Source organism: Pacificimonas pallii (assembly GCF_019204005.1).
Taxonomy (GTDB): domain Bacteria; phylum Pseudomonadota; class Alphaproteobacteria; order Sphingomonadales; family Sphingomonadaceae; genus Pacificimonas; species Pacificimonas pallii.
This window is the reverse complement of the sequence record NZ_JAGSPA010000003.1, coordinates 307,443-327,337: the sequence shown is the minus strand read 5'-3', so window position 1 is coordinate 327,337 and position 19,895 is coordinate 307,443. Positions and strand designations below refer to the sequence as shown.

General features: G+C 61.5%; 15 protein-coding genes and 1 tRNA gene. 4 read left to right on the top strand and 12 right to left on the bottom strand.

The window, feature by feature from the left end; genetic code table 11:
* Window positions 1-44 precede the first annotated feature (44 nt).
* Window positions 45-1,445, top strand: coding sequence for a methyl-accepting chemotaxis protein (locus KCG44_RS10185; protein ID WP_218445978.1), 1,401 nt, complete (start codon window positions 45-47; stop codon window positions 1,443-1,445).
* Here the strand turns inward: KCG44_RS10185 and KCG44_RS10180 are convergent.
* Window positions 1,442-1,960, bottom strand: a complete 519-nt coding sequence (locus KCG44_RS10180; RefSeq protein WP_218445977.1) for a GNAT family N-acetyltransferase — start codon at window positions 1,958-1,960, stop codon at window positions 1,442-1,444. The two genes, KCG44_RS10185 and KCG44_RS10180, sit on opposite strands and share 4 nt — an antisense overlap.
* Window positions 1,960-3,135 (bottom strand): vWA domain-containing protein, encoded by a 1,176-nt coding sequence (locus KCG44_RS10175; RefSeq protein WP_218445976.1) that lies wholly within the window; start codon window positions 3,133-3,135, stop codon window positions 1,960-1,962. Before KCG44_RS10175 ends, KCG44_RS10180 begins: the two co-directional genes overlap by 1 nt.
* Before the next feature lie 211 nt (window positions 3,136-3,346).
* Here KCG44_RS10175 and KCG44_RS10170 point away from each other — a divergent pair, with 211 nt between their 5' ends.
* Window positions 3,347-4,066 (top strand): PEP-CTERM sorting domain-containing protein, encoded by a 720-nt coding sequence (locus KCG44_RS10170; RefSeq protein ID WP_218445975.1) that lies wholly within the window; start codon window positions 3,347-3,349, stop codon window positions 4,064-4,066.
* Between the two features lie 230 nt (window positions 4,067-4,296).
* Window positions 4,297-5,013, top strand: coding sequence for an SDR family NAD(P)-dependent oxidoreductase (locus KCG44_RS10165; protein WP_218445974.1), 717 nt, complete (start codon window positions 4,297-4,299; stop codon window positions 5,011-5,013).
* Between the two features lie 7 nt (window positions 5,014-5,020).
* On the opposite strand, the gene KCG44_RS10160 is transcribed toward KCG44_RS10165, so the two are convergent.
* The 4 genes from KCG44_RS10160 to KCG44_RS10145 form a co-directional block, all read right to left on the bottom strand.
* The gene (locus tag KCG44_RS10160; RefSeq protein WP_218445973.1) at window positions 5,021-5,866 is read right to left on the bottom strand and encodes an AAA family ATPase; all 846 of its coding nucleotides are present in this window, start codon (window positions 5,864-5,866) and stop codon (window positions 5,021-5,023) included.
* 89 nt (window positions 5,867-5,955) lie between these two features.
* Window positions 5,956-6,648, bottom strand: a complete 693-nt coding sequence (locus KCG44_RS10155; RefSeq protein ID WP_218445972.1) for a DUF6975 family protein — start codon at window positions 6,646-6,648, stop codon at window positions 5,956-5,958.
* 119 nt (window positions 6,649-6,767) lie between these two features.
* Window positions 6,768-7,706 carry an NAD(P)H-dependent flavin oxidoreductase gene (locus KCG44_RS10150; RefSeq protein WP_218445971.1) on the bottom strand — a complete coding sequence of 313 codons (939 nt, stop codon included), beginning with the start codon at window positions 7,704-7,706 and terminating at the stop codon, window positions 6,768-6,770.
* A gap of 155 nt (window positions 7,707-7,861) precedes the next feature.
* Window positions 7,862-8,866 (bottom strand): isoaspartyl peptidase/L-asparaginase family protein, encoded by a 1,005-nt coding sequence (locus tag KCG44_RS10145; RefSeq protein ID WP_218445970.1) that lies wholly within the window; start codon window positions 8,864-8,866, stop codon window positions 7,862-7,864.
* 156 nt (window positions 8,867-9,022) lie between these two features.
* Between KCG44_RS10145 and KCG44_RS10140 the strand changes: the two genes are divergently transcribed.
* Window positions 9,023-9,099, top strand: a tRNA-Met gene (locus tag KCG44_RS10140).
* A 321-nt stretch (window positions 9,100-9,420) separates the two neighbouring features.
* Here KCG44_RS10140 and KCG44_RS10135 read toward each other — a convergent pair.
* The 6 genes from KCG44_RS10135 to KCG44_RS10110 all read right to left on the bottom strand — a co-directional run bounded on the left by KCG44_RS10135 (window position 9,421) and on the right by KCG44_RS10110 (window position 19,763).
* A complete protein-coding gene (locus KCG44_RS10135; protein ID WP_218445969.1) occupies window positions 9,421-10,344 on the bottom strand; it encodes a metallophosphoesterase family protein in 924 nt (307 codons plus the stop codon).
* A 28-nt stretch (window positions 10,345-10,372) separates the two neighbouring features.
* Entirely contained in the window at window positions 10,373-12,898 is a 2,526-nt protein-coding gene (locus tag KCG44_RS10130) for a TonB-dependent receptor (protein WP_218445968.1), read from the bottom strand.
* Between the two features lie 610 nt (window positions 12,899-13,508).
* Window positions 13,509-15,080: a serine hydrolase gene (locus KCG44_RS10125; protein WP_218445967.1), complete on the bottom strand. Its 1,572-nt coding sequence runs from the start codon at window positions 15,078-15,080 to the stop codon at window positions 13,509-13,511.
* Between the two features lie 35 nt (window positions 15,081-15,115).
* Complete coding sequence (locus KCG44_RS10120) at window positions 15,116-17,416, bottom strand: TonB-dependent receptor (protein ID WP_218445966.1); 2,301 nt, start codon at window positions 17,414-17,416, stop codon at window positions 15,116-15,118.
* A 158-nt stretch (window positions 17,417-17,574) separates the two neighbouring features.
* Complete coding sequence (locus KCG44_RS10115) at window positions 17,575-18,648, bottom strand: YkvI family membrane protein (RefSeq protein ID WP_369411963.1); 1,074 nt, start codon at window positions 18,646-18,648, stop codon at window positions 17,575-17,577.
* A 71-nt stretch (window positions 18,649-18,719) separates the two neighbouring features.
* On the bottom strand, window positions 18,720-19,763 hold the full coding sequence (locus tag KCG44_RS10110) for an N-acetyltransferase DgcN family protein (protein ID WP_218445964.1): 1,044 nt from the start codon (window positions 19,761-19,763) through the stop codon (window positions 18,720-18,722).
* Window positions 19,764-19,895 lie beyond the last annotated feature (132 nt).

Genomic DNA, 19,895 nt, shown 5'->3' with positions numbered 1-19,895 from the left:
CATGCCCAGCTATGGACCGACACTACAGAGTGATTGGAGTGACGGTGCAAAACAGGCTCGAGCATGACGATCAGGAACTTGTTCGCAAGGTCGCGCGCGACTGCGGCGCTTTCGCTGTCGAGTGCGGCGAATCTGCAGTATATGTCACCGACGTCGCGCGGCGGATAGCGACGCATCTTGGTACGCTGGACGAACTTGCGAAGGTCACCGCGTCGCTGAAGAGCGACCAGTCCGCCGTTGCGCTGGCAACCGGAGAGGCGCGGGATCTTTCCGAAAAGGCGCGGCAGCGACTGGAGGCCGGGCAGGGCACGATCAGGAATGCGGTCGGTTCCGTCGATGAACTCATCAACATTGTAACGGACCTTGGCGAGCGCATGAACGGCTTCGCATCGGCCATGGCGCAGGTGCAGAACGTAGCGCGCAGCATCGAGGCCATTGCCAGTAAAACCAACATGCTGGCCTTGAACGCGACAATCGAAGCGGCGCGTGCCGGAGAATCCGGGCGCGGGTTCGCCGTCGTTGCGGGGGAAGTGAAGAAGCTGGCTTATGAGACCCGCGCCGCCACGACGGAAATTGCGCGTACGGTGGAATCGCTGGCTGAAGAGGCCAAGAGCGTTACCGATGACGTTCAGCAGGGGACAAAACGCGGAGACGCGACACGGCGGGAATTTTCGGAACTGAAACATACGATCGCCGATGTTGCCTCTCTGGTCCAGAATGTTGATGAGCAAAGTGAGGAGATTGCGCGCGGCACCCAGATGATCAGTGCATCGGTCGAGCAGGTGAACGGCGCGCTGACGGACTTCGCCGCAGACGCGCGGCGCAACGGCGAGGAACTCAGCGGTGTATCCGGCCGCCTGGACAGGCTCGACGATATGGCGAATGGCATGTTCAACGACCTTAGCCATACAAATGTCGAAACCGCGGACAGATCGTTTCTGGCCATCGCGACGGAAGGCCGCGATCAGGTGCGGGAAGTCGTCGAGCGTGCGCTGCAGGCAGGAACGCTTACCGAGGAAGAGCTCTTCGATACGGATTATGTGCTTCAGCCTGGCAGCAACCCTGAACAGTATACGACCAAATTCACCCCCTTTGCGGACGATCATATGCGCCCTCTTTTCGACCAGCTTGTCGATAAGCATGAGAAGCTGGTGATCTGTAGCTGCTGCGATCTGAACGGATATCTGCCATCGCACATGACCAAATATTCCAGTACGCCGCGCGGGGATCCGGTCTGGGACGGCAAGAACTGCCGCAACCGCCGGATTTATTTCACAGCGACTGACAAGCGCGCGCTGTCGAGCAACGACAATGATTTCACGATTTGCGCCTATCGGATGGATTTTGGCGAAGGGCGACTTTCAAAGACGATGATCGCCATTTCCGTACCGCTCGTCTTTCGCGGCAGACGCTGGGGGAATATCGAAGTCGGATATCCGGCCTAGCGCGTTACAAGTCTCTTGCGCATCGTGACCCGCCCGGCGGGGTCGAGCCCAATGCCGCGTTCATGCGCGGCCGTCGCCGGATCCAACGCATCGGGGTCCTGCGTATCCAGGGCCTGAAATCCAAGACGTTCATAATAGGGCGCATTCCAGGGAATGTCGCGAAATGTGCGGAGCCATATCTGCGAAAGGCCGCGCCGCCGCGCTTCGGCCTCTGCCGCCTCGATAAGCATATGGCCGATGCCCCGGCGGTGATGTTCGGGAAGAACGTCCAGCTGCGCGATGACGAGGCCGCTGGCGCGCGCCGTCGCCATTAACTGACCGACGGGCGCGTTGTCAGCTTCCGCTGCGACCCATAACAGGCCTTCCGCCAGCGCAGCGCGCAGAATGGCTGGCTCGTCCGGTTCATGATCGGCGACATGGGCGTGGACCGTGTCGAGAAAGACCTCGCCGGAGCGCCGCTGGATTTCCCGGCAGGCCTCGATTTCATCGGCGCGGGCAGCGCGGACGTTCATCATCAGACGCTGCGCGTCAGCGTCCGCATTGCCGCATCCAGGCCGCCAAGGGTCAGCGGATACATGCGGCCCTCCATCAGTGTCCTGATCATCTGAACGGACTGGCCATACTGCCAGTGCTTTTCCGGGATCGGATTTAGCCAGACGGCGCTGTGATAGACATCGGTCATCCGGCGCAGCCAGACCTCGCCGGGTTCCTCGTTCCAATGTTCGACACTGCCGCCTGGATAATTGATTTCATACGGGCTCATCGATGCGTCGCCGACGAAGATCAGCTTATAATCGTGCGGATATTTGTGGAGGATGTCGAACATCGGCACGCGTTCGGACCAGCGCCGAACATTGTCCTTCCACACCGCCTCATATGGCATGTTGTGGAAGTAAAAATATTCCATATTCTTGAACTCGCTGGACGCGGCGCTGAACAGCTCCTCACAGGTTTTGATGTGGCCGTCCATGGACCCGCCAATATCGAAGAAGATGAGGACCTTGACGGCGTTGCGGCGTTCGGGCCGCATGACGATGTCGAGATAACCCTTGTTCGCCGTGCCGCGAATTGTGGATTGCAGGTCGAGTTCATCCTCGGCGCCGTCACGGGCGAACCGGCGCAGGCGGCGCAGCGCGATCTTGATATTGCGGGTGCCAAGCTCGACATCGTCGTCGAGATTCCTGAATTCGCGCTTTTCCCAGACCTTGATGGCCTTTCGCTGGCCGCCCTTGCCGCCGATGCGCACGCCGGCCGGATTGAAGCCGCCATTGCCGAAAGGTGACTTGCCGCCGGTGCCGATCCACTTATTGCCGCCCTCATGGCGTTTTTCCTGTTCTTCGAGGCGCTTTTTCAGTTCCTCCATGATCTCATCGAAGCCCTTTTCCTCGATGGCCTTCATTTCCTCCTCATCGAAGACGGCCTCGGCGAGCTGGCGCAGCCAGTCCTCGGGGATCTCGGCGGTCTCCTCCTCATAGGTGGTTTCCAGTCCCTGGAAAACCTTGCCGAAGACCTGGTCGAACCGGTCCAGCATCGCCTCGTCCTTCACATAGGCGGAGCGTGACAGATAGTAGAAGTCCTCGACCCGGCGGTCGATGACATCGGCCTTCAGCGCCTCGAGCAATGTCAGATGCTCTTTCAGCGTGACCGGAATGCGCGCGGCGCGAAGCTCGTCGAAGAAGTTCAGGAACATGGCCGCCGATATAGAAAGAGCGGGCAGGGGCGTCACCCTAGCGAAGGCGAGAGACAATTATCGGCCACCCGAATTACCTTGGGCGTAATGTCGACCGGCTTTACAGTTTACCTGACAGATAAAGTGACCAAGGCATTGAATAATAAATGGAAAGACATTTGGCACGAGAGATGCATGATCTGCTGCGAACAATAGGAAAAGGAGTTCGCAAATGTATCGTCTACTGCCTCTCGCCGCTGCCGCCTGCATAAGTCTGCCAGCGCTCGCGGCGCCGTTCGGACCCGTGATTGTCAACGTGGAAGGGGACAATAATCCGTTTCTTGCAGGCCAGCCGGACGGCGCCACCGCGCTTGGAGACACCGCCCCGGGGCAGTCACCCACCGAAGCGCCATTCTCGGTCGTCGGCCTGGAATTCCTGCAGTTCGATGCGATTGGCGGGTTCAACTTTGGCGGCGGAGCGCCGTCACCGACAGCGGACGGCAATAGCGCGGTAGGGACCGCCGACATGCGGCCAAGTGCTGGCACCGGGATATCGGGTGCCCAGAATATCGCCTTTAACGCACTTGTCGGGGTCTTCGTGGGAAGCGGCGTGCCGACGGACCCGGCGCCGGACCCGATCGATTTTGGCGGCGACCTGGCGTTTCTCAGCCTGACGCCGGATCTCAATCAGATCTTCTATATCGGTGATGGCCTGACAGGGCTGGGCACAGGCGACCGGCAGACGTTCTTTGTGCCGGTCGGCGCGACGCGGCTGTTTCTGGGGTCTTCGGACGGCTTTGGCTGGTTCAACAATTCGGGCGTCTCGGTCGTCACCATCACGGGCGAAACGCGGGATATCATCGACCCGCCGGGGCCGGTTCCGGCACCGGGCGCGCTTGGTCTGCTGGGCCTTGGCATCATGGCCATGGCCCTGCGTCGCCGCCGGGGCTGATTTCCGGTTCCATGGAAGACCATGACGCGGGCGCGGATATCACCGATATCCGCGCCCGCCGTCTGTTTGAGCGCAACGCGCCGACCCGCAAATGAAGCGGGTGAGGAACATCGCCGCGTCCGCTAAACCGGTTTCATGAGTATGGATTTCACAGGGAATGCCGCTCTGGTCGTCGGAGCTTAGCCGCTGGATGGCCCTGCGGACCTGATCGTTGATGGAGGAATGAGCGCATGAGCTGGATGCAGGGAAAGCGGGTGCTGGTCACGGGCGGCACGCAGGGGATCGGGCAGGCGACGGCGGCGCTGTTTCGGGATGCGGGCGCGAAGGTGACGATCACCGGCACGCGCGCGGCGGCGTCTGACTATGACGGCGAGGATTTGGCGGGCATGACCTATTTGCAGTGCCGGATGACCGACAAGGCCGAGATCGATGCGCTGGCCGCGCGGTTCGATGCGCTGGATGCGCTCGTCAATAATGCCGGCATGGGGCGGCAGGATGAATATGAACAGGACGCCTTCGAGGAGGTGATACTGGTCAATCTGTCCGCCGTTATGAAGCTGTCCACATTGCTGCGCCCGGCGCTGGCGAAGGCGCGCGGGAGCATCGTCAATGTCGGATCGCTGTCCAGTTTTCTCGCCTTGAAGGAAACGCCGGCGTACACGGCGTCAAAGGCGGGGATATTGGGCCTGACCCGCGCGCTGGCCGACAAATGGGCGCCGGACGGCATCCGCGTGAACATGGTCGCGCCAGGCTTCATCGAAACGCGCATGACATCGGGCATGCGGGCGGATGCTGGGTTCGAGAAAAAACTGCTGAAGGCGGTGCCCATGCGCCGCTGGGGCGCGCCGGAGGAGGTCGCCGAATGCATCGCGTTCCTGGCGGGGCCGGGGGCGAGCTATGTTACCGGACAGAGCCTGGCGATGGATGGCGGGCTGATGCTGCGATAGGTCCCGCTCATCCCCCCTCGCGCCGATTGATGAAGGCGAGCTTCTCGAACAGCATGATGTCCTGCTCGTTCTTGAGAAGCGCGCCGTGGAGGGGCGGGATCAGTTTTTTGGGGTCGCGGGACTGGAGGACCTCTAAGGGCAGGTCCTCGTGCATAAGGAGTTTCAGCCAGTCGAGCAGTTCGCTGGTGGATGGCTTCTTTTTCAGGCCCGGGACTTCGCGCATGTCGAAGAAAATGGCGAGGGCTTCCTTCACCAGTTCCTTTTGAATCTTGGGGAAGTGGACGTCGATGATGTCGCGCATCGTCTGCCTGTCGGGGAATTTGATGTAGTGGAAGAAACAGCGGCGCAGGAACGCGTCGGGCAGTTCCTTTTCATTATTCGAGGTGATGATGATGATCGGGCGTTCGACCGCCTTCACCGTCTCGCCGGTTTCGTAGACGAAGAATTCCATGCGATCGAGTTCCTGCAGCAGGTCGTTCGGGAACTCGATGTCGGCCTTGTCGATCTCATCGACGAGCAGGATCGGCGTTTCCCTGGACGTGAACGCCTCCCACAATTTGCCGCGCTTGATGTAGTTCGAAATATCGTGAACGCGCTCGTCGCCAAGCTGGCTGTCACGCAGGCGGCTGACGGCGTCATATTCGTAGAGGCCCTGCTGCGCCTTGGTCGTGGATTTGATGTGCCATTCAATGAGCGGCGCGCCCATGGCCTTGGCGACCTCGGCGGCCAGGACGGTCTTGCCGGTCCCCGGCTCCCCCTTGATCAGGAGCGGGCGGCGAAGGGTGGCGGCGGCATTCACCGCGATCTTCAGATCATCGGTGGCGACATAGTCCTGGGTGCCGTCAAAGCGCATATGGTGTTCCCGGTCGTGGCTGGAATGAGCCGGCAAGCTAAGGGAGCCGGGGGGCCGCCTCAACCCACACGAAAGCAATAGGGAGGGACTTATTCGTCCCGGGCGTTGCGCGCGTCGGTGCGGGTTTGCACGATATCGAAGAGCTGTGCGTGGATCAGCGAGAATTGCTGCGCTCCGAACGCCAGCGCCCGGGCGGTCGCATCGTCATCATATAGCGGCTCGGCCACTTTCGTGATCATGGCGAGCGGTGTCGCCGGCCATTCCGCCGACAGGCTTGGCCAGCGTGCCGAAAGCGCGAGCGTGCCGGCAAGGTCGAGCGCGCTACGGAGGCCCGGCCATTCGGTCAGGAAGGCCAGGATCGTCCCGGTGGTGCAGCCATTGCGGCTGGAGCCCGCGAGCGTCAGCATGGCTTCGCGTAACCCGCGCGTTGCCGTTTCGGCATCGGTCAGCCCCGCGAGGTCGACGCGTGCGCCGGTTTCGCGCGACAGGGTCGCCAGCCATTTTCGATCTTTTTCAAACGCAGCGACGGCGGGCGCCAGAACGTCCCGCAGGCCGCTGGTATTTCTGGCGACAAGATCGATCAGGCTGGGCATTTCGCCGTGCAGGACGGTGAACAGGGAGATCGTGTCCGCGACCAGCGCCTCTGGCGACTGGCACAGCCCATTGGCGACGTCCACCAGAGGTGCGCGTGCCGCAAGCGCAGACTCCTGCGTCGACGTGACCAGCGACCAGAAATCAGGCGCGTGTCGGCACCGGGAATTCAGGGGCGCGGGAGCGGGCATAGACCTCCAGTAACGTCTGTCAGTTCGCCGCAGATATACGAAACCGGTTGCGGAAGCATTAAGGCCGCGCGGAAACCATGCCGGACCGGGATGCCGGGCGCCGATCGCAGATACCGGTATCAGGCGGCAATCCTGCGCCGCGCGGCCTCATATTGCCGAATGAGTTTCGCGACGAGTTCGCCAGCGGGAAGAATGTCGTCAATGGCGCCGATACCCTGGCCGCAGCCCCAGATGTCCTTCCACGCCTTTTTATCCTGATTGCCGCCGGAGCCGAAGTTCATCGCGCTCGGATCGCTCTCAGGCAGGTTGTCGATGTCCATACCCGCGTTCTTGACCGACGGCGCGAGGTAATTGCCATGTACGCCGGTGAAGAGGTTGGAATAGAGAATGTCGTCCGCCTTGGAGTCGACGATCATCTGCTTGTAGCGTTCGTCGGCATTGGCCTCCTTCGTCGCGATGAAGGCGGAGCCGATATAGCCAAGATCGGCCCCCATGGCCTGCGCGGCGAGGACGGCGTCGCCCGTGGCGATCGAGCCCGATAGCGCGACGGGACCGTCGAACCACTGGCGGATTTCCTGAATGAGCGCGAAGGGGCTGAGCGTGCCGGCATGTCCGCCCGCACCGGCGGCCACGGGAATCAGGCCGTCGGCGCCCTTTTCGATCGCCTTGCGCGCAAAGCGGTCGTTGATGACATCGTGCATGACGATGCCGCCATAGGAATGGATGGCTTCGTTCACATCGGTGCGCGCACCGAGCGACGTTATGATGAGGGGGACCTTATACTTCACGCACAGGTCGAGGTCGGCCATGAGGCGGTCGTTGGATTTGTGAACGATCAGGTTGACGGCATAAGGCGCGTCATCCTCGGTGAGTTCCGCGTTCAGGCGCTGTAGCCATTCCTCGAACTGCGCGATGGGCCGGGCATTGAGCGAGGGAAATGAACCGACAATGCCCGCCTTGCACTGCGCGATCACGAGGTCGGGATTGGAAATGATGAACAGCGGCGAGCCAATGACCGGAAGTTTCAGGCGGCCTTCAAGGACGGCGGGCAGGGTCATGGGCATGCTCTTTCTAAATGCGCTATCAGATTTCCATCATCCCGAGCGCAGCCGGGGGGAAGCACGATACCGCTGCATCGAGATGGTGCGTCCCCCGGGCTGCGCTCGGGATGACGAGATTCGGTGACTGGCTTGGCGGTTTGATGGCGCCGCCGCTACTGTTCATCTCCATAGATACCCGTCGACAGCGTGCCGTCGGACAGGGCCATACCGCGATACATGCCGGGCGTGTTGAACGAGTAAGCGGGCGTGCCGTCCGGGGCCACGGCGATGACGCCGCCCGAACCGCCGAGAGACTTCATGTCCGCCTGCACGGCGTCGGCGGCAACCTGCACGTCTTCCTTCAAATAGCGCATGCGCGCGCAAATGGCGGCAGCGACATTGGCGCGGATGTAGAATTCCCCGGCCCCGGTCGCGGACACGGCGCAGCCCGCATTATCGGCATAGGTGCCCGCGCCCAGAATGGGCGTGTCGCCAACGCGGCCAAAGCGTTTTCCCGTCAGGCCGCCGGTGGACGTGGCGGCGGCGAGATTGCCGTCGCGGTCACGGGCGACGGCGCCGACCGTCCCGAATTTGACCTCGACATCGAAGACACCGCCGCTTTCCCCCGATTTGGCGCGCGCGCGCATCTTTTCGAGCTGCTGGCGGCGTTCGTCGGTTTCGAAATAGCTGTTGGGGACCTGTTCCAGACCCACTTGCTTCGAAAATTCGTCCGCGCCGGCGCTTTGCAGCATGACGTGCGGGCTCTGTTCCATGACCGCGCGTGCGAGCTCAATGGGGTTTTTCGTGGCGGTGATGCCGGCGACCGCACCGGCATCGCGCGTCCTGCCGTCCATGATGGCGGCGTCGAGTTCGATGGAACCGGCGGCGTTGAAGACCGCGCCTTTGCCGGCGTTGAAACCGGGATCGTCCTCCAGAATGATGATCGCCGCCTGCACGGCGTCGAGGGCCGTCCCGCCTTCGCGCAGGATTTTCCGCCCTGCTTCCAGCGCTGCGGTGAGCGCCGCGCGCTGTGCCGCGTCACGTTCAGCTGTCATCTGCGAGCGTTCCAGAACGCCCGCGCCGCCGTGAATTACCAATGTCCATTCGTGCACGTCATGTGCCTCCGCGCTGAGGGACGCGGCCAGTGCCGCAAGCCCGATGAGATATTTGCCGATCATGGTGTTCCCTCCACTCACTGCTTGGCGGCTTAGGCGGGAGCGTCGCGGCTATCAATGGGGGTAATCAAACCGGCCGGTCCGCCAGTCAGCAAAGCGTTGACCCCTTCGCCAACGCCGCCTATATCGCGCGCCTTCGGTGGCAACGCCCGAGCATGGGGCGGAGTAGCTCAGCTGGTTAGAGCAGTGGAATCATAATCCACGTGTCGGGGGTTCGAGTCCCTCCTCCGCTACCAATCCCGAATCCGCATGGGATTGCCAGGGGTAGGTTCGCGAAAAGGCCAGGATCCGATGGCGGTTGGACGGGGGCAGGGTTCCCGTCTTGGCTCACCCCCGGAAAGTGTGGCTACGCTCTGGCACCGCAATCGGGGGACAGTCCTGATCCCGCGGATGCGAAGCGGATCTGCTGGCTGTCCCGAAATTACGGGAGTCTTGGCGGCGGTGCCCGCCACTCAAGGTCGTGTGCCAAGTGACCGCGTTCCCGCGTCCCATCCCATAAGCAGCCGGATGTTCCGCAAGGCGGCCCATCGGCGGAATTCCGCCGATAGGCCTGGTGCCTAACGGGCCGGGTGGCCCTCCACCTCTACCGGTGTGAAGGAATATAGTTCGGGATTCCCGGAATCTGCAGTTACCAGCACGAAACCGCGTTCGGGCGATCCGAAGACTTCGAGGCGGATCAGGTGATCGGCCCGGGTTTTGCCGTCCTTGAAGGCCAGCGGCTTGTCGACGGTGAAGCGATGGGTGTCTCCATGGATCGCGAGGATTGGCACGCCGAGCGCTTCGCCCTCATTGGCGAGCATATCCTTGAAGTCCCTGTAGGCGCTGGCGCGCCAATAGATGTCCTCCCAACCCGGATTGCCATGGAACATCACGACGAGGCCTTTGGCGCCGCTGCGGCGTACCTCGTCATAGGCGGCCGCGAGCCAAACGAGATTCGCGGCGTTGCGGCGCTCATATTCCTCAAAGGCATAGCGGTCGGGATAGACGCCATTATTGCCGCCGGGCATGTGCAGGGTCACGAACACGACCTCGCCGCGGTTCCAGCGGGCATTCTCGCGATACTCGCCCTCCTGCTGGATGAGGGACATGGGGGCCTGGCCCAGACTGCGCCCTTCGGGCACGAGATCGTCCCTGAGTTTTGCGAGCCGTTCCAGCGGATCGAAATCGCCCTTGCCGGGCAGGCGGCAATCCGTCCAAGCATTGTCGCCGGGCACGAAAACGAGCGGCCCTGAAATACGCGCAAAGACCTCGGCGGCCTCTTCGCGCTGCCGGTCGGTGCAGGGGCCGCCGCCCTGGATGTCGCCGACGAAGACGGTGAAATCGGGTTGCGCTGCGTTGATGCGATCAGCAAGCGCCAGATCCTTGGCATGGCCTTCGGCGGTTTCCTCCTGGATGTCGCCGAACACCGCGAAGCGGACGGGCTCGGCGGCGGCGGGATATGTGAGGGCGGCGGCAAGCAGCGCGGCGAGGGTGCGTTTCATTGGTCGTTCCTATCAATCAGGTGCGCGGTCAGTAGCTGTAGGCGAGGCCGAACCAGTAACTGTTGCCGAAATCGTTGATTTCGCGCGTGCGTCCGGTGTCGGTGAAGATGTTCTTGCGCGGCTCGTTGAGCAGATTGCGCGCTTCGGCCTGTAGCTGGAAATTGTCGGTCAGCTGAAAGCGGATTTGCGCGTCGAGCTGCTCATAGCGATATTCGGCCCGCGTCTCGCTCGTGGGCCGATCATCGACATAATTATAGGTCAGCTTCGCCGAGAAGGGGCCGTAAGTGTACAGCCCGGCAATGTTGACGAGAAAGTCGGGCTGCGCGAGCAGATTGCCGCCCGGTGCCGGCCCATTCTCGCCGTCGAGATAGGTGAAGTTCGCCGCGATGCCCAGACCGTCGAACGGCGCGGGCAGGAAGTCGAACCGATCGTCGGTGTAGGAGAGTTCAATCCCCGAGACCTTCACCTCGCCGATATTGATCGGCCGGGTGACCGTGAAGGTCTGGCCGCCGATCACTTCCTCGAAGGTGTCGGTCGAGATCTGATTGTCGATGATCTTGTGGAACGCCGCAGCGGAGAGATATTGCCCCTCGTCGATGAAGAAATCGAACGCGACATCGAAGCTTTGCGATTCGCGCGGGCGAAGACCGGGATTGGCGCGGCGGATGGTCAGATTGGCCTCGTCGAAGGTCTCCGCGCCGGCCAGCTCGGGATGGTTGGGCCGTCCGACCGCCTGGGCGTAGCCAGCCCGGAGCCGCATCCGGTGGCTGATATCGAAAGTGTAGAGCGCAGACGGCAGCCAATGGTCGTAGCTCTGGCTGCGGAACACGCGGTCCGGACCTCCATTGAGCGTGGCCGCCGTGTCGACGTCGGTGCGCTCGTAGCGCACCCCGCCGAGAAAATGATGCCGACCCTGGCTGAAGCCGATCATTCCATAGGCGGCGGTGACCTCCTCCTCGATGTCATAGAACGCGCGCAGGTTGGAAGCGTCGGTGCCGGTAAACAGGCCGGGATTGGCCGTGAAAAAGGCATCGAAACGATCGGCATCGATGACCGGGTAAAGGAGGCCGGGTAGATAGGCCTCGGTGTAAGGCGAGATCGCCGGGTCGACGAAGTCGGCAAGCGGAAGCGTGCCGCCGGGATCGGTCAGGGTATAACGGGTGGAGCGATCGAATCGGCGCTTGTCGAGCAAGCGGTACTTCGCACCGATCTGGAAACCGAGCCCGGCATCGGGTCCGTCCATGTTCCAGGCGTAATCGCCCTGCATTTCGAAAACATCCTCCTCATTCTCGAAATAACCATCGAAATATTCCCGGAAGACGAAGGCGTCATAGTCCGACAGCACGCCGAAATCGTTGAGCGTGACCGTCGGCAATTGCTCCTTATCGATATTCTCGGTGGTGAGGTCGTAGGTGTAGCCGAAGCCCGGCAGATTCGCGGTCTGCCATGAGGCGTTGGGATATGGATGCTCCTGCAGGCCGTTCGAATAGGATGCGGTCAGCTCCAATCGCCCGCGCTCGGTCAGAAATACGTCGAGATGCGCGTTGAGGTTCTGGATCTGCTGTTCAAGCGGAAAGCGATCGAACCGTGTCCGCCCGCTGCCACTGGCGAACTGGCCGCCATTTGCATTCTGCGCGAACAGGTCGCGCTCGAAGATGTCCAAGCGGTAGCGCACCTCGTCATATTTATAATTAAAGTGCGAGGCGGTGACACCGAGATAGACATCGTCGCTGGGCTGGAATTCAAGCTTGCCGAGCACGTTCCAGCGGACGATCTGGTTGGAATAGTCGAGCGGCAGCACCTGATTGACAACCACGCCGGTGTCGTTGGCACCGCTCCCCAGGATCGGCCGGCCCTGATCGCGCTTTTTGTCGAAATAGGTGCCGGCGATGAGAAAGCCCCAGTCACCGTTCCCAAACGTGCTCGAGAGCGCCGCGTCCACCCGATAGGAGGGATTGTCGAAGCTCTGCGGCAAATCACCGATGCTTTCGTGGATACCCAGCTGCGCGTTGGCGACGGCATAAAGGCCAGTCGCATCGAAGGCGGAGCGGGTGACCAGATTGATGACCCCGCCAACGCTCTGGCCGTCCAGATCCGGGGTAATCGATTTGAAGACTTCGAGCCGCTTCACGGCGGTGGGCGGGATCGACTCGATATTGATGTCGCGGTCCGACCGGTCGGTCGAGGCGATCAGACCGCCATCGATGGAGATGAACGTGTAGCGCTGGTCGAGGCCGCGCAGGCCGACATATCTGCCTTCATCCTCGTCAAAGATGGTAACGACGCCGGGAAGCCGACGCAGGCTGTCTGCGACGTTAAGATCGGGTTGGCGGCCCAGCTCATCCTGGGTGAGGAAGTCGGCGATCCGCGTCTCTGATTCCTTCGCCGCGATCGCGCTGCGATTTTGGAGGACATAGCCGGTCACGACGATGGTATCGTCCTCGGCGGCTGTCGACGCCTGGTTCTCGGCGGGCATGTCGTCCTGCGCCGCGGCAGGCGCGGCAAGGAGCGCCATGAACGCGGCGGGCGCAGCCGAAAGCAACAGTGTCTTCATGATATCCTGATCCCTTTTCCGCGGACACGGGATGTGCCGCCCTGTGACCGGAAAGGGACGCGCTGGCCCTCCCGGATTCAGGAGCGGCCTAAGGCGCTAGTGTTGCGGCTTGCGGGAGGATCGGTGACGCTTCACGAAATGAATCGTGACGTTCGCGTGAAATACGAGAGCCCGCGCCGCGATCGCGGCAGGTGGATCATGTGCGGGGCGCACCGTTTCCCCGCCGGCAGACCTGGGGCAAGATCGAACGCTGGCACCAGACGCTCAGGACCCCTGCGCTGCGCGAACACAAGCGGCTCGCGCGGGCTGTTTGCGGCCTCCCGGTCTGCCAAATATCCATCTATTTTGGATGACTTTTTATTCTATCGCCTCGGGGGATGCGTACCAGACCAGTGCCGTATCGCATGCGATATGTGGCGGGATGAAGACATCCGAAATTCACGGCGGGGTTGACGATTTTCCGGTTTGGCCTTTGCCGCCTCCAAATCTCATCTCATCGCCAATTTCAACGTCCCGCCAGCGCCTTTGAGAGCCATGGCACGCCCGGTTCAGCCGGCGGACCCTGCCCGCCGGGAGGCGGCAGGGTTCGGATGTTTCCTAATGTCAGCCCTTATGGGACAGGGACAAGATCGAGGTCATGATAGTCATAGCTGAAATCCGCGACCGGCGATGCCGCGATCATCGTGGCACCGGAAATCTGCCCGGAGGCGTTGATTGAGAATGTCACGAGAGCCTCTTCGATCGCGGGGTCGGTGAATTCCGTCCTGAAGGTGTCATATTGATGATGGACGAGGCGCCCTTCCATATCGGGCGTATTCGCGAACTCGATCCAAAGGCCCTGGTCCCGCTCAGTCACGATGACGTCGCCATACCATTTGTCGCGATAGGTCGAGGCATAATGTGCACGCGGCAGCGTTGGACCTACCCGCGCCCTGTCCGGGATGTCGGATGCGACCTTCCCGAGTTGCCCGTCAAGCTCCGCCCTGGCGAGGCTGGCAAACCTGGCGGGCCAGTCCATGAATGGGTGACCGAGATAATGGTCGAGCAGTTCGTATTTCAGCCCGCCGCGCAGCGCTTCATCTTCCGAATTCATGACGATGGCAAAACCAAAATCATGCTCCGGAACCAGAACGACCACGGCAATGAACCCGAAGATCATGCCGCTGTGCCAGATCAGTTTGGTGCCCTTATAGTCCTTGACACCCCAGCCGAGCGCATAGGCGCTGTAATCGGGCGTAAGAGGTGACAGCTCGCCCGGCGGTTTCGAAATCGGAATAGGGACCACGGGGGTCCACATGTCCTCGGCGGTCCGCTCGCTGAACAGACGCCCTCCGCCCGGCAATGCGCCGCGCTGAAGCTGGATCGTCAGCCATTTCGCCAGATCGTTCGCGCTCATCGTCAGCCCGCCCGCAGGCCTGAAACTATGGCCCAGTTCGTCGCGCTCATCGAGGACGCTGACCGGGCCGTCGCCGCGAAGCTTTCCATGGTTGCGGGCATGCGGAAAGGCGCGGTTGCGGGTCGCAAAGCGCACCTCACTTAACGGCGTTGCCGTGCGCATACCGGCAGGTTTCAACACCGCGTCCGCGATATAGTTTTCCCAGGTCTTGCCGGTGACCTCCTCGATCAATTGCCCGGCAACGATGTAGAGCACATTGTCATAGGCATAGGCCGACCGGAAGCTGGTGGCAGGTTCGAGATATCGCAGGCGTTCCACCGTCTGCCTGCGTGTCAGCCGGCTGCGCGGAACGAACAGCAGATCGCCCGCACCCAGACCCAGCCCGCTGCGGTGAACCAGAAGATCGCGAACGGTTATCTCGCGCGTTACCCAGGCGTCATACATGGCGAACCAGGGCATGTGGTCGATCACCCTGTCGTCCCAGTCCAATCGCCCTTCGTCAACGAGTGTTGCCAGAGCGGTGGCGGTGAAAGCCTTTGCAGTGGAACCGGTCGGGAAAATGGTGTCGGCATCCACGGGGGAGGCGTCCCCCTGTTTGCGGACGCCCCACCCCTTGACGAGCGATGTCCTGCCATTTTCGACAATCGCGATCGCCATCCCGGGCACACCGGCGTCCAGGCGGAGCCGCTCGACGCGGCTCCCGAACCCTGAAGGAGGTTCGGCCAAGCCCGGTGCGGCGACCGTTATGGCCGCCAGGGCGATGACGAGGTGGATTCTTTTGCACATGGGATATCTCGTGCGCAAAGGCTGCCCCCTGCGCATCAGAATGAGATGGCGACGGAGGCACCGATGCGGCGTGGTTCCGCCACATTGCCAAAGCCGGCGATCGGCCCTTCTTCGGTGTCGAGGGTCGATCCGCTGGTGAAGGCGAATTTATCCAGCACATTCGTCGCATAGACGGTGAAGGTCAGATTGCCCTTCGTCAGGCTGGAACTCAGGTCGACGAGTGCGTAATCCTCGATCGGGAATTGGAATTCGCCAAACCCGACCTGCTGCATCAGCGAGTCGCTGAAACCGCCCCGATAGACAGTCGTATAGTTCCCGACATAGCGCGCGCCCAATGTCGCGAGCCCGTCGAGATTCGCGAGCTGATACGCGTAGTTCGCGCGAGCCGATGCCGTCCATTTCGGGATGAACCGCGTGCGCTCGCCTTTCAGACCGCCAAGCTCGGCGCTATCGCCGTCAAGCTCGCCCTGGGCATAGGCAAGGCTCGCTGCGATGCTCAGCCGATCGGTGAGGGAAGAATTCAGGGAAAGTTCGAACCCGTGAGACGTCATGTCGACATCGCTATTCGTTGTCGTCCCCACAGCGTTGATGATCGCCTCCGCCTGAAAATCGGTCCAGTCCACATACCAGAGCGCCAGATCGTATTTCAGGCCGCCATCGAGGAGGGATCCTTTCGCGCCGACTTCGTAGCTCCACAGGCTGTCCGCCTTGACGAAATCGGAGGAACTGCGGCCCGTGACGGGATCTGTCAGCGGAATGTTGACATAGCCGGGGCGGTAGCCGCTGGCGGCACGCGCATATAGCGAGAGGTCGGTACTGGGACGCCAGCGCGCATTCAGCAAATAGGTGAAGACCTGCGCGTCCGTCCCGAAGCGATCATCCACGGGATCGAGGAACAGCCCCCCGAAGTTGAAATCCGCCTCGTAGCTGCTGTCGCTATATCGGACGCCGCCCGTCACGTCGAAATCCGGTGTGATATAGTAGGTCAGGTCACCATAGACGGCGGACTCGCGATATTGCCCGGGCAGCCTGGCGCTGATGAGCAGCGCATCCTGCGGTTCGGCGGCGGTGGACGTGATGTTGCTGGTGTCCTCGGCGACGAAGAAAGCACCGACAATCCAGTCGAGTTTACCACCGCTGTTGGAAACAAGCCGCAATTCCTGCGAGAAACGTTCGGATTGCGTGAAAGCGACTGTCGGAACCGATTGGGTCGTACCCGCGGGGGAGCCCAGCAGGAAATCGACAAACTCCGCAATGCCCGGTTCGTTTGCCTGATCGTACTGGCTGTCCCTGTCGGCTTTGCTGTAGGCGGTTACAGACGTCAGTTCCGCCCAATCGAATTCATATTTGAACACGCCGTCAAGCTTGCTTTGCCGGATGGTCGTGCGCCCGGGGTCGGCGGCCGCGAACTGATACCGGCCATTGACGATCGTGAAGTCGAGATCATCGGCGCTGGGGGCGATGAGCTCAATGCCTGCGCCGCCGCGAATGCGGGTTTTCTGATGCGTTCCCGTAACCTTCAGGCGCGCGCGGTCGGTCATCTGCAACAGGACCGCTGCGTTCACTCCGAAACGTTCGGACGCGTTATAGTCCTTTTCCGCAACGGCCAGCGTAACGGGGTCGAGCCGGTCTATAAAACCGCGCTGGTCCTGCCAGAACCCATTCAGGGTCACGCCGATTTTGTCCTGTACGACCGGTGCGCTCACAGTTCCGCGATAGAATTGGGAAACAGCCCCGCGTTTCAGAGTGGAGACATCGGCCGAGACCGAGCCGCGCACGTGATCCAATGCGGGGTCGCGTGTGGTATAACGGACGACACCGCCCATGGCGCTGGCGCCGTAAAGCGTACCCTGGGGGCCTTTGATGATTTCGACGCGTTCAAGATCTCCCAATAACCCGTCGAGGAAATATTCACCGGCATCCGCATAAGGTGTCGCAGAAGTGAGGGCGACGTCATCGACGTAGATCGCCGTGACCGGAATGAGAGATTCCTGGCTGATCGCCCGCAGGATGACCGTACCCTCGCCTGGCGTGCCCGATCCGACCAGCTGCGCGCCCGGCGTGTAATTCAGGATCGTATCCAGCGAGGTCAGGCCGGATTTCACGAATTCCTCGCTGTCGATCACGCTGATGGCGAGCGGCGCATCCTGCAGCTTTTCCCTCCGCCGACTGGCCGTCACGACGATCTCGTCATCGGTCGAGCCGGGTAATGCGTCGGCCTCGCCGGACGCGGCGGCGCTGTCCTGCGCGGCGACTGCACCTGCTCCGGCGGCGGCCAGGCAGATCGCGGCCAGCCCATTGAGAGCATAGGTCGTGCGTGTGGAAATCTTCTTCATTATTCTTCCCCCAAATATTGATGTCATTGACACTCACATTCCTGAATATTTCCGCCAGGCTTTGGCGGTCGGGACCGCTGCGTGAGGTTTCTGGTGATGCGGATCACGATAAGGCCGAAATCATCATAAGCGGCGCGAGGATGTTCGTCGGCGCGCATCTAGGCTTCGCCATGTCCGTGAATGCGGGCGGCCCCGGCGTGGGACCGAACCAGCTTGACCACCCCAATCGTCATGAGAGGGAGGACGAACGTCAGCAGGAACACGGCGGCCAGGATGCGATATCCGCCGGCGATAAGGTCGGCCAGGCCGATCAGGTCCGCCGCAAACATGCAGACGGCCAGAACCGCCAGCGTGAGGAGCGGGCGAAACCAGCACGAAACGTCGCCATGCGTCTGACGCTTGCCCTGCCAGGCGACGGCGCGCTCATTGATCGTATGGACCACCCCGACACCGCCTTCGAGCAGCGCCCCGAAAACCATCAACTGGAAGACGAAGCGAAATGCCGTACTGTCCAGCCTGGTGAGAATGTAATCCGACGGAAGGGTGGCGGACAGGACTTCGGGATGAAAAGCGAGCATCGCCGTCACAAAGGCGAAGGCGGGCAACATGGCGAGAGGAGCGGCGATGATTCCGGCCGTGACGGCCTCGCGGGTGGATCGCAAATATCTGAGCGTCGGCAGGATCATGACGACGGCAATCATGTTGTAAGTGCCGTATGTCAGTCCGGAAATCGGCCAGCCGCTGCCGATGCCTCCCCGTTCCAATGTGGCATCGATCCTGTCGCCGAACTTCGCGAATGCCAGGATCAGGAACGCCGCGTAAACCAGGTACAGGAATGGCGAGACATATTTGAACAGGCGCTCGACAGCATCTCCGCCAAAGCTCGCGACGCCGCCGATGAGAAGCGCGAGCGTTATGGTGCCGACAAATTCGGGAACGGCGAACAGGCTGGCGACGACTTCGCCCGCCGCCGCGCCGAAAACAGCGAGCAGCAGGACGCAGAAAAGCAACAGGCACACCTCGAAGAGGATCGCGCCTCTGCCCAGAAGACGCTCGGAGAAGGAACGATATTCAAAAACCCGCAATCGTTGCGCAAAGGCAAAGGCTGTCGCGCAAATCAAGGCCCATAACAGAGTCGCAAGCGCCATGGCGAGAAGCGCGCCATGCGGCCCCTGGCTCAGGAAATATTCCGACAGTTCGCGCCCGGTGGCATAGCCACCACCGATGATCACGCCTTTCAATGCGAAGGCAGGCAGAAGGAATCGTTGAAAAAAACTGCCCTCATGAGATTCGCCAGCTGAATTCATAGCAGGCAATTGGTGACCAGCCGCTCGAACTGTGGGCCGCCCCTGATGGGATCCGCAACTGGCAATCCGACGAGCCTGTCGGACTCTCGTGCCATCAGCCTGGTGGCGGCTTTACTGTCCATGGAAGAGGTATTGAGGCTGACACCCGCGCAGCGAATATCAGGGTTGGTCAACCTGCCCAATTGGGATGTAAGATCGATGACTTCCTCGATCGATGGTACGGCGTAGTCTTCCAGTCCGAGCATGCGGGATCGGGATGGATCGTGACAGACGACAAAGACATCCGGCTGGCTGCCATGCAGAAGGCCGAGCGACACCGCCGCATATGCCGGATTGAAGAGCGAGCCCTGGCCCTCGATCACGTCCCAGTGATCGGCCGGCGCGTCAGGGCTGAGAATCTCCGCGGCTCCAGCTTCGAAATCGGACACCACCGCATCCATGGGGATGCCCCCACCGGCGATCATGATGCCGGTTTGTCCCGTCGCGCGAAAATCCGCATTGACGTTTCTTTCCGCAAAGGCGCGATGAATGGCGAGCGCGGTGTATTTCTTGCCGAGCGCACAATCCGTTCCGACGGTGAGCAGCCGCCTGCCACTGCGCTTGCGACCGGTCCCCACCGGTATGTCCGAAGGTGGCCGGCGAATGTCGATCAGGGCTCCGCCAGTGTCCCGGGATGCCTGTGCGAGTTCCGGTATCGAAGAAAGCGGGATGTGGAGACCGCTGATGATGCTGAGGCCAGCCTTCAGCGCGTCGACAAGTGACGGAATCCATGCGGCGCTGATCCTGCCCCCCTGATTGGCGACGCCGATGACGAGTGATTTTGCGCCTGCGCGCGCAGCCTCGGTCGGTGTCATCCGCGGCAGGCCCGTCGTCAGGCCGCTTTTATTGAATGAATATTCGCCGATGCATTTGTCATCCGCCCACTGCGCAAGGCCGAACGCGGTCTTTGCATAGCCTGTCTGATCGACGTCACCGAGAAACAGCAGATATGGCTGGGGGAGTGCGGGATATTTCGTCAGCCCGGTTGATGAAATATTCATTCAGACTCCCCTGCGTGCAGCGAATTGCCGTATACGGAACCGCGCGGCCGGGCGGTGGTGAGGGATATGCCGTGCCTTCGCAAAGCACCCGGTCAGTCGTGCGTCCATTTTCCGCGATCCCTCCATCAAATC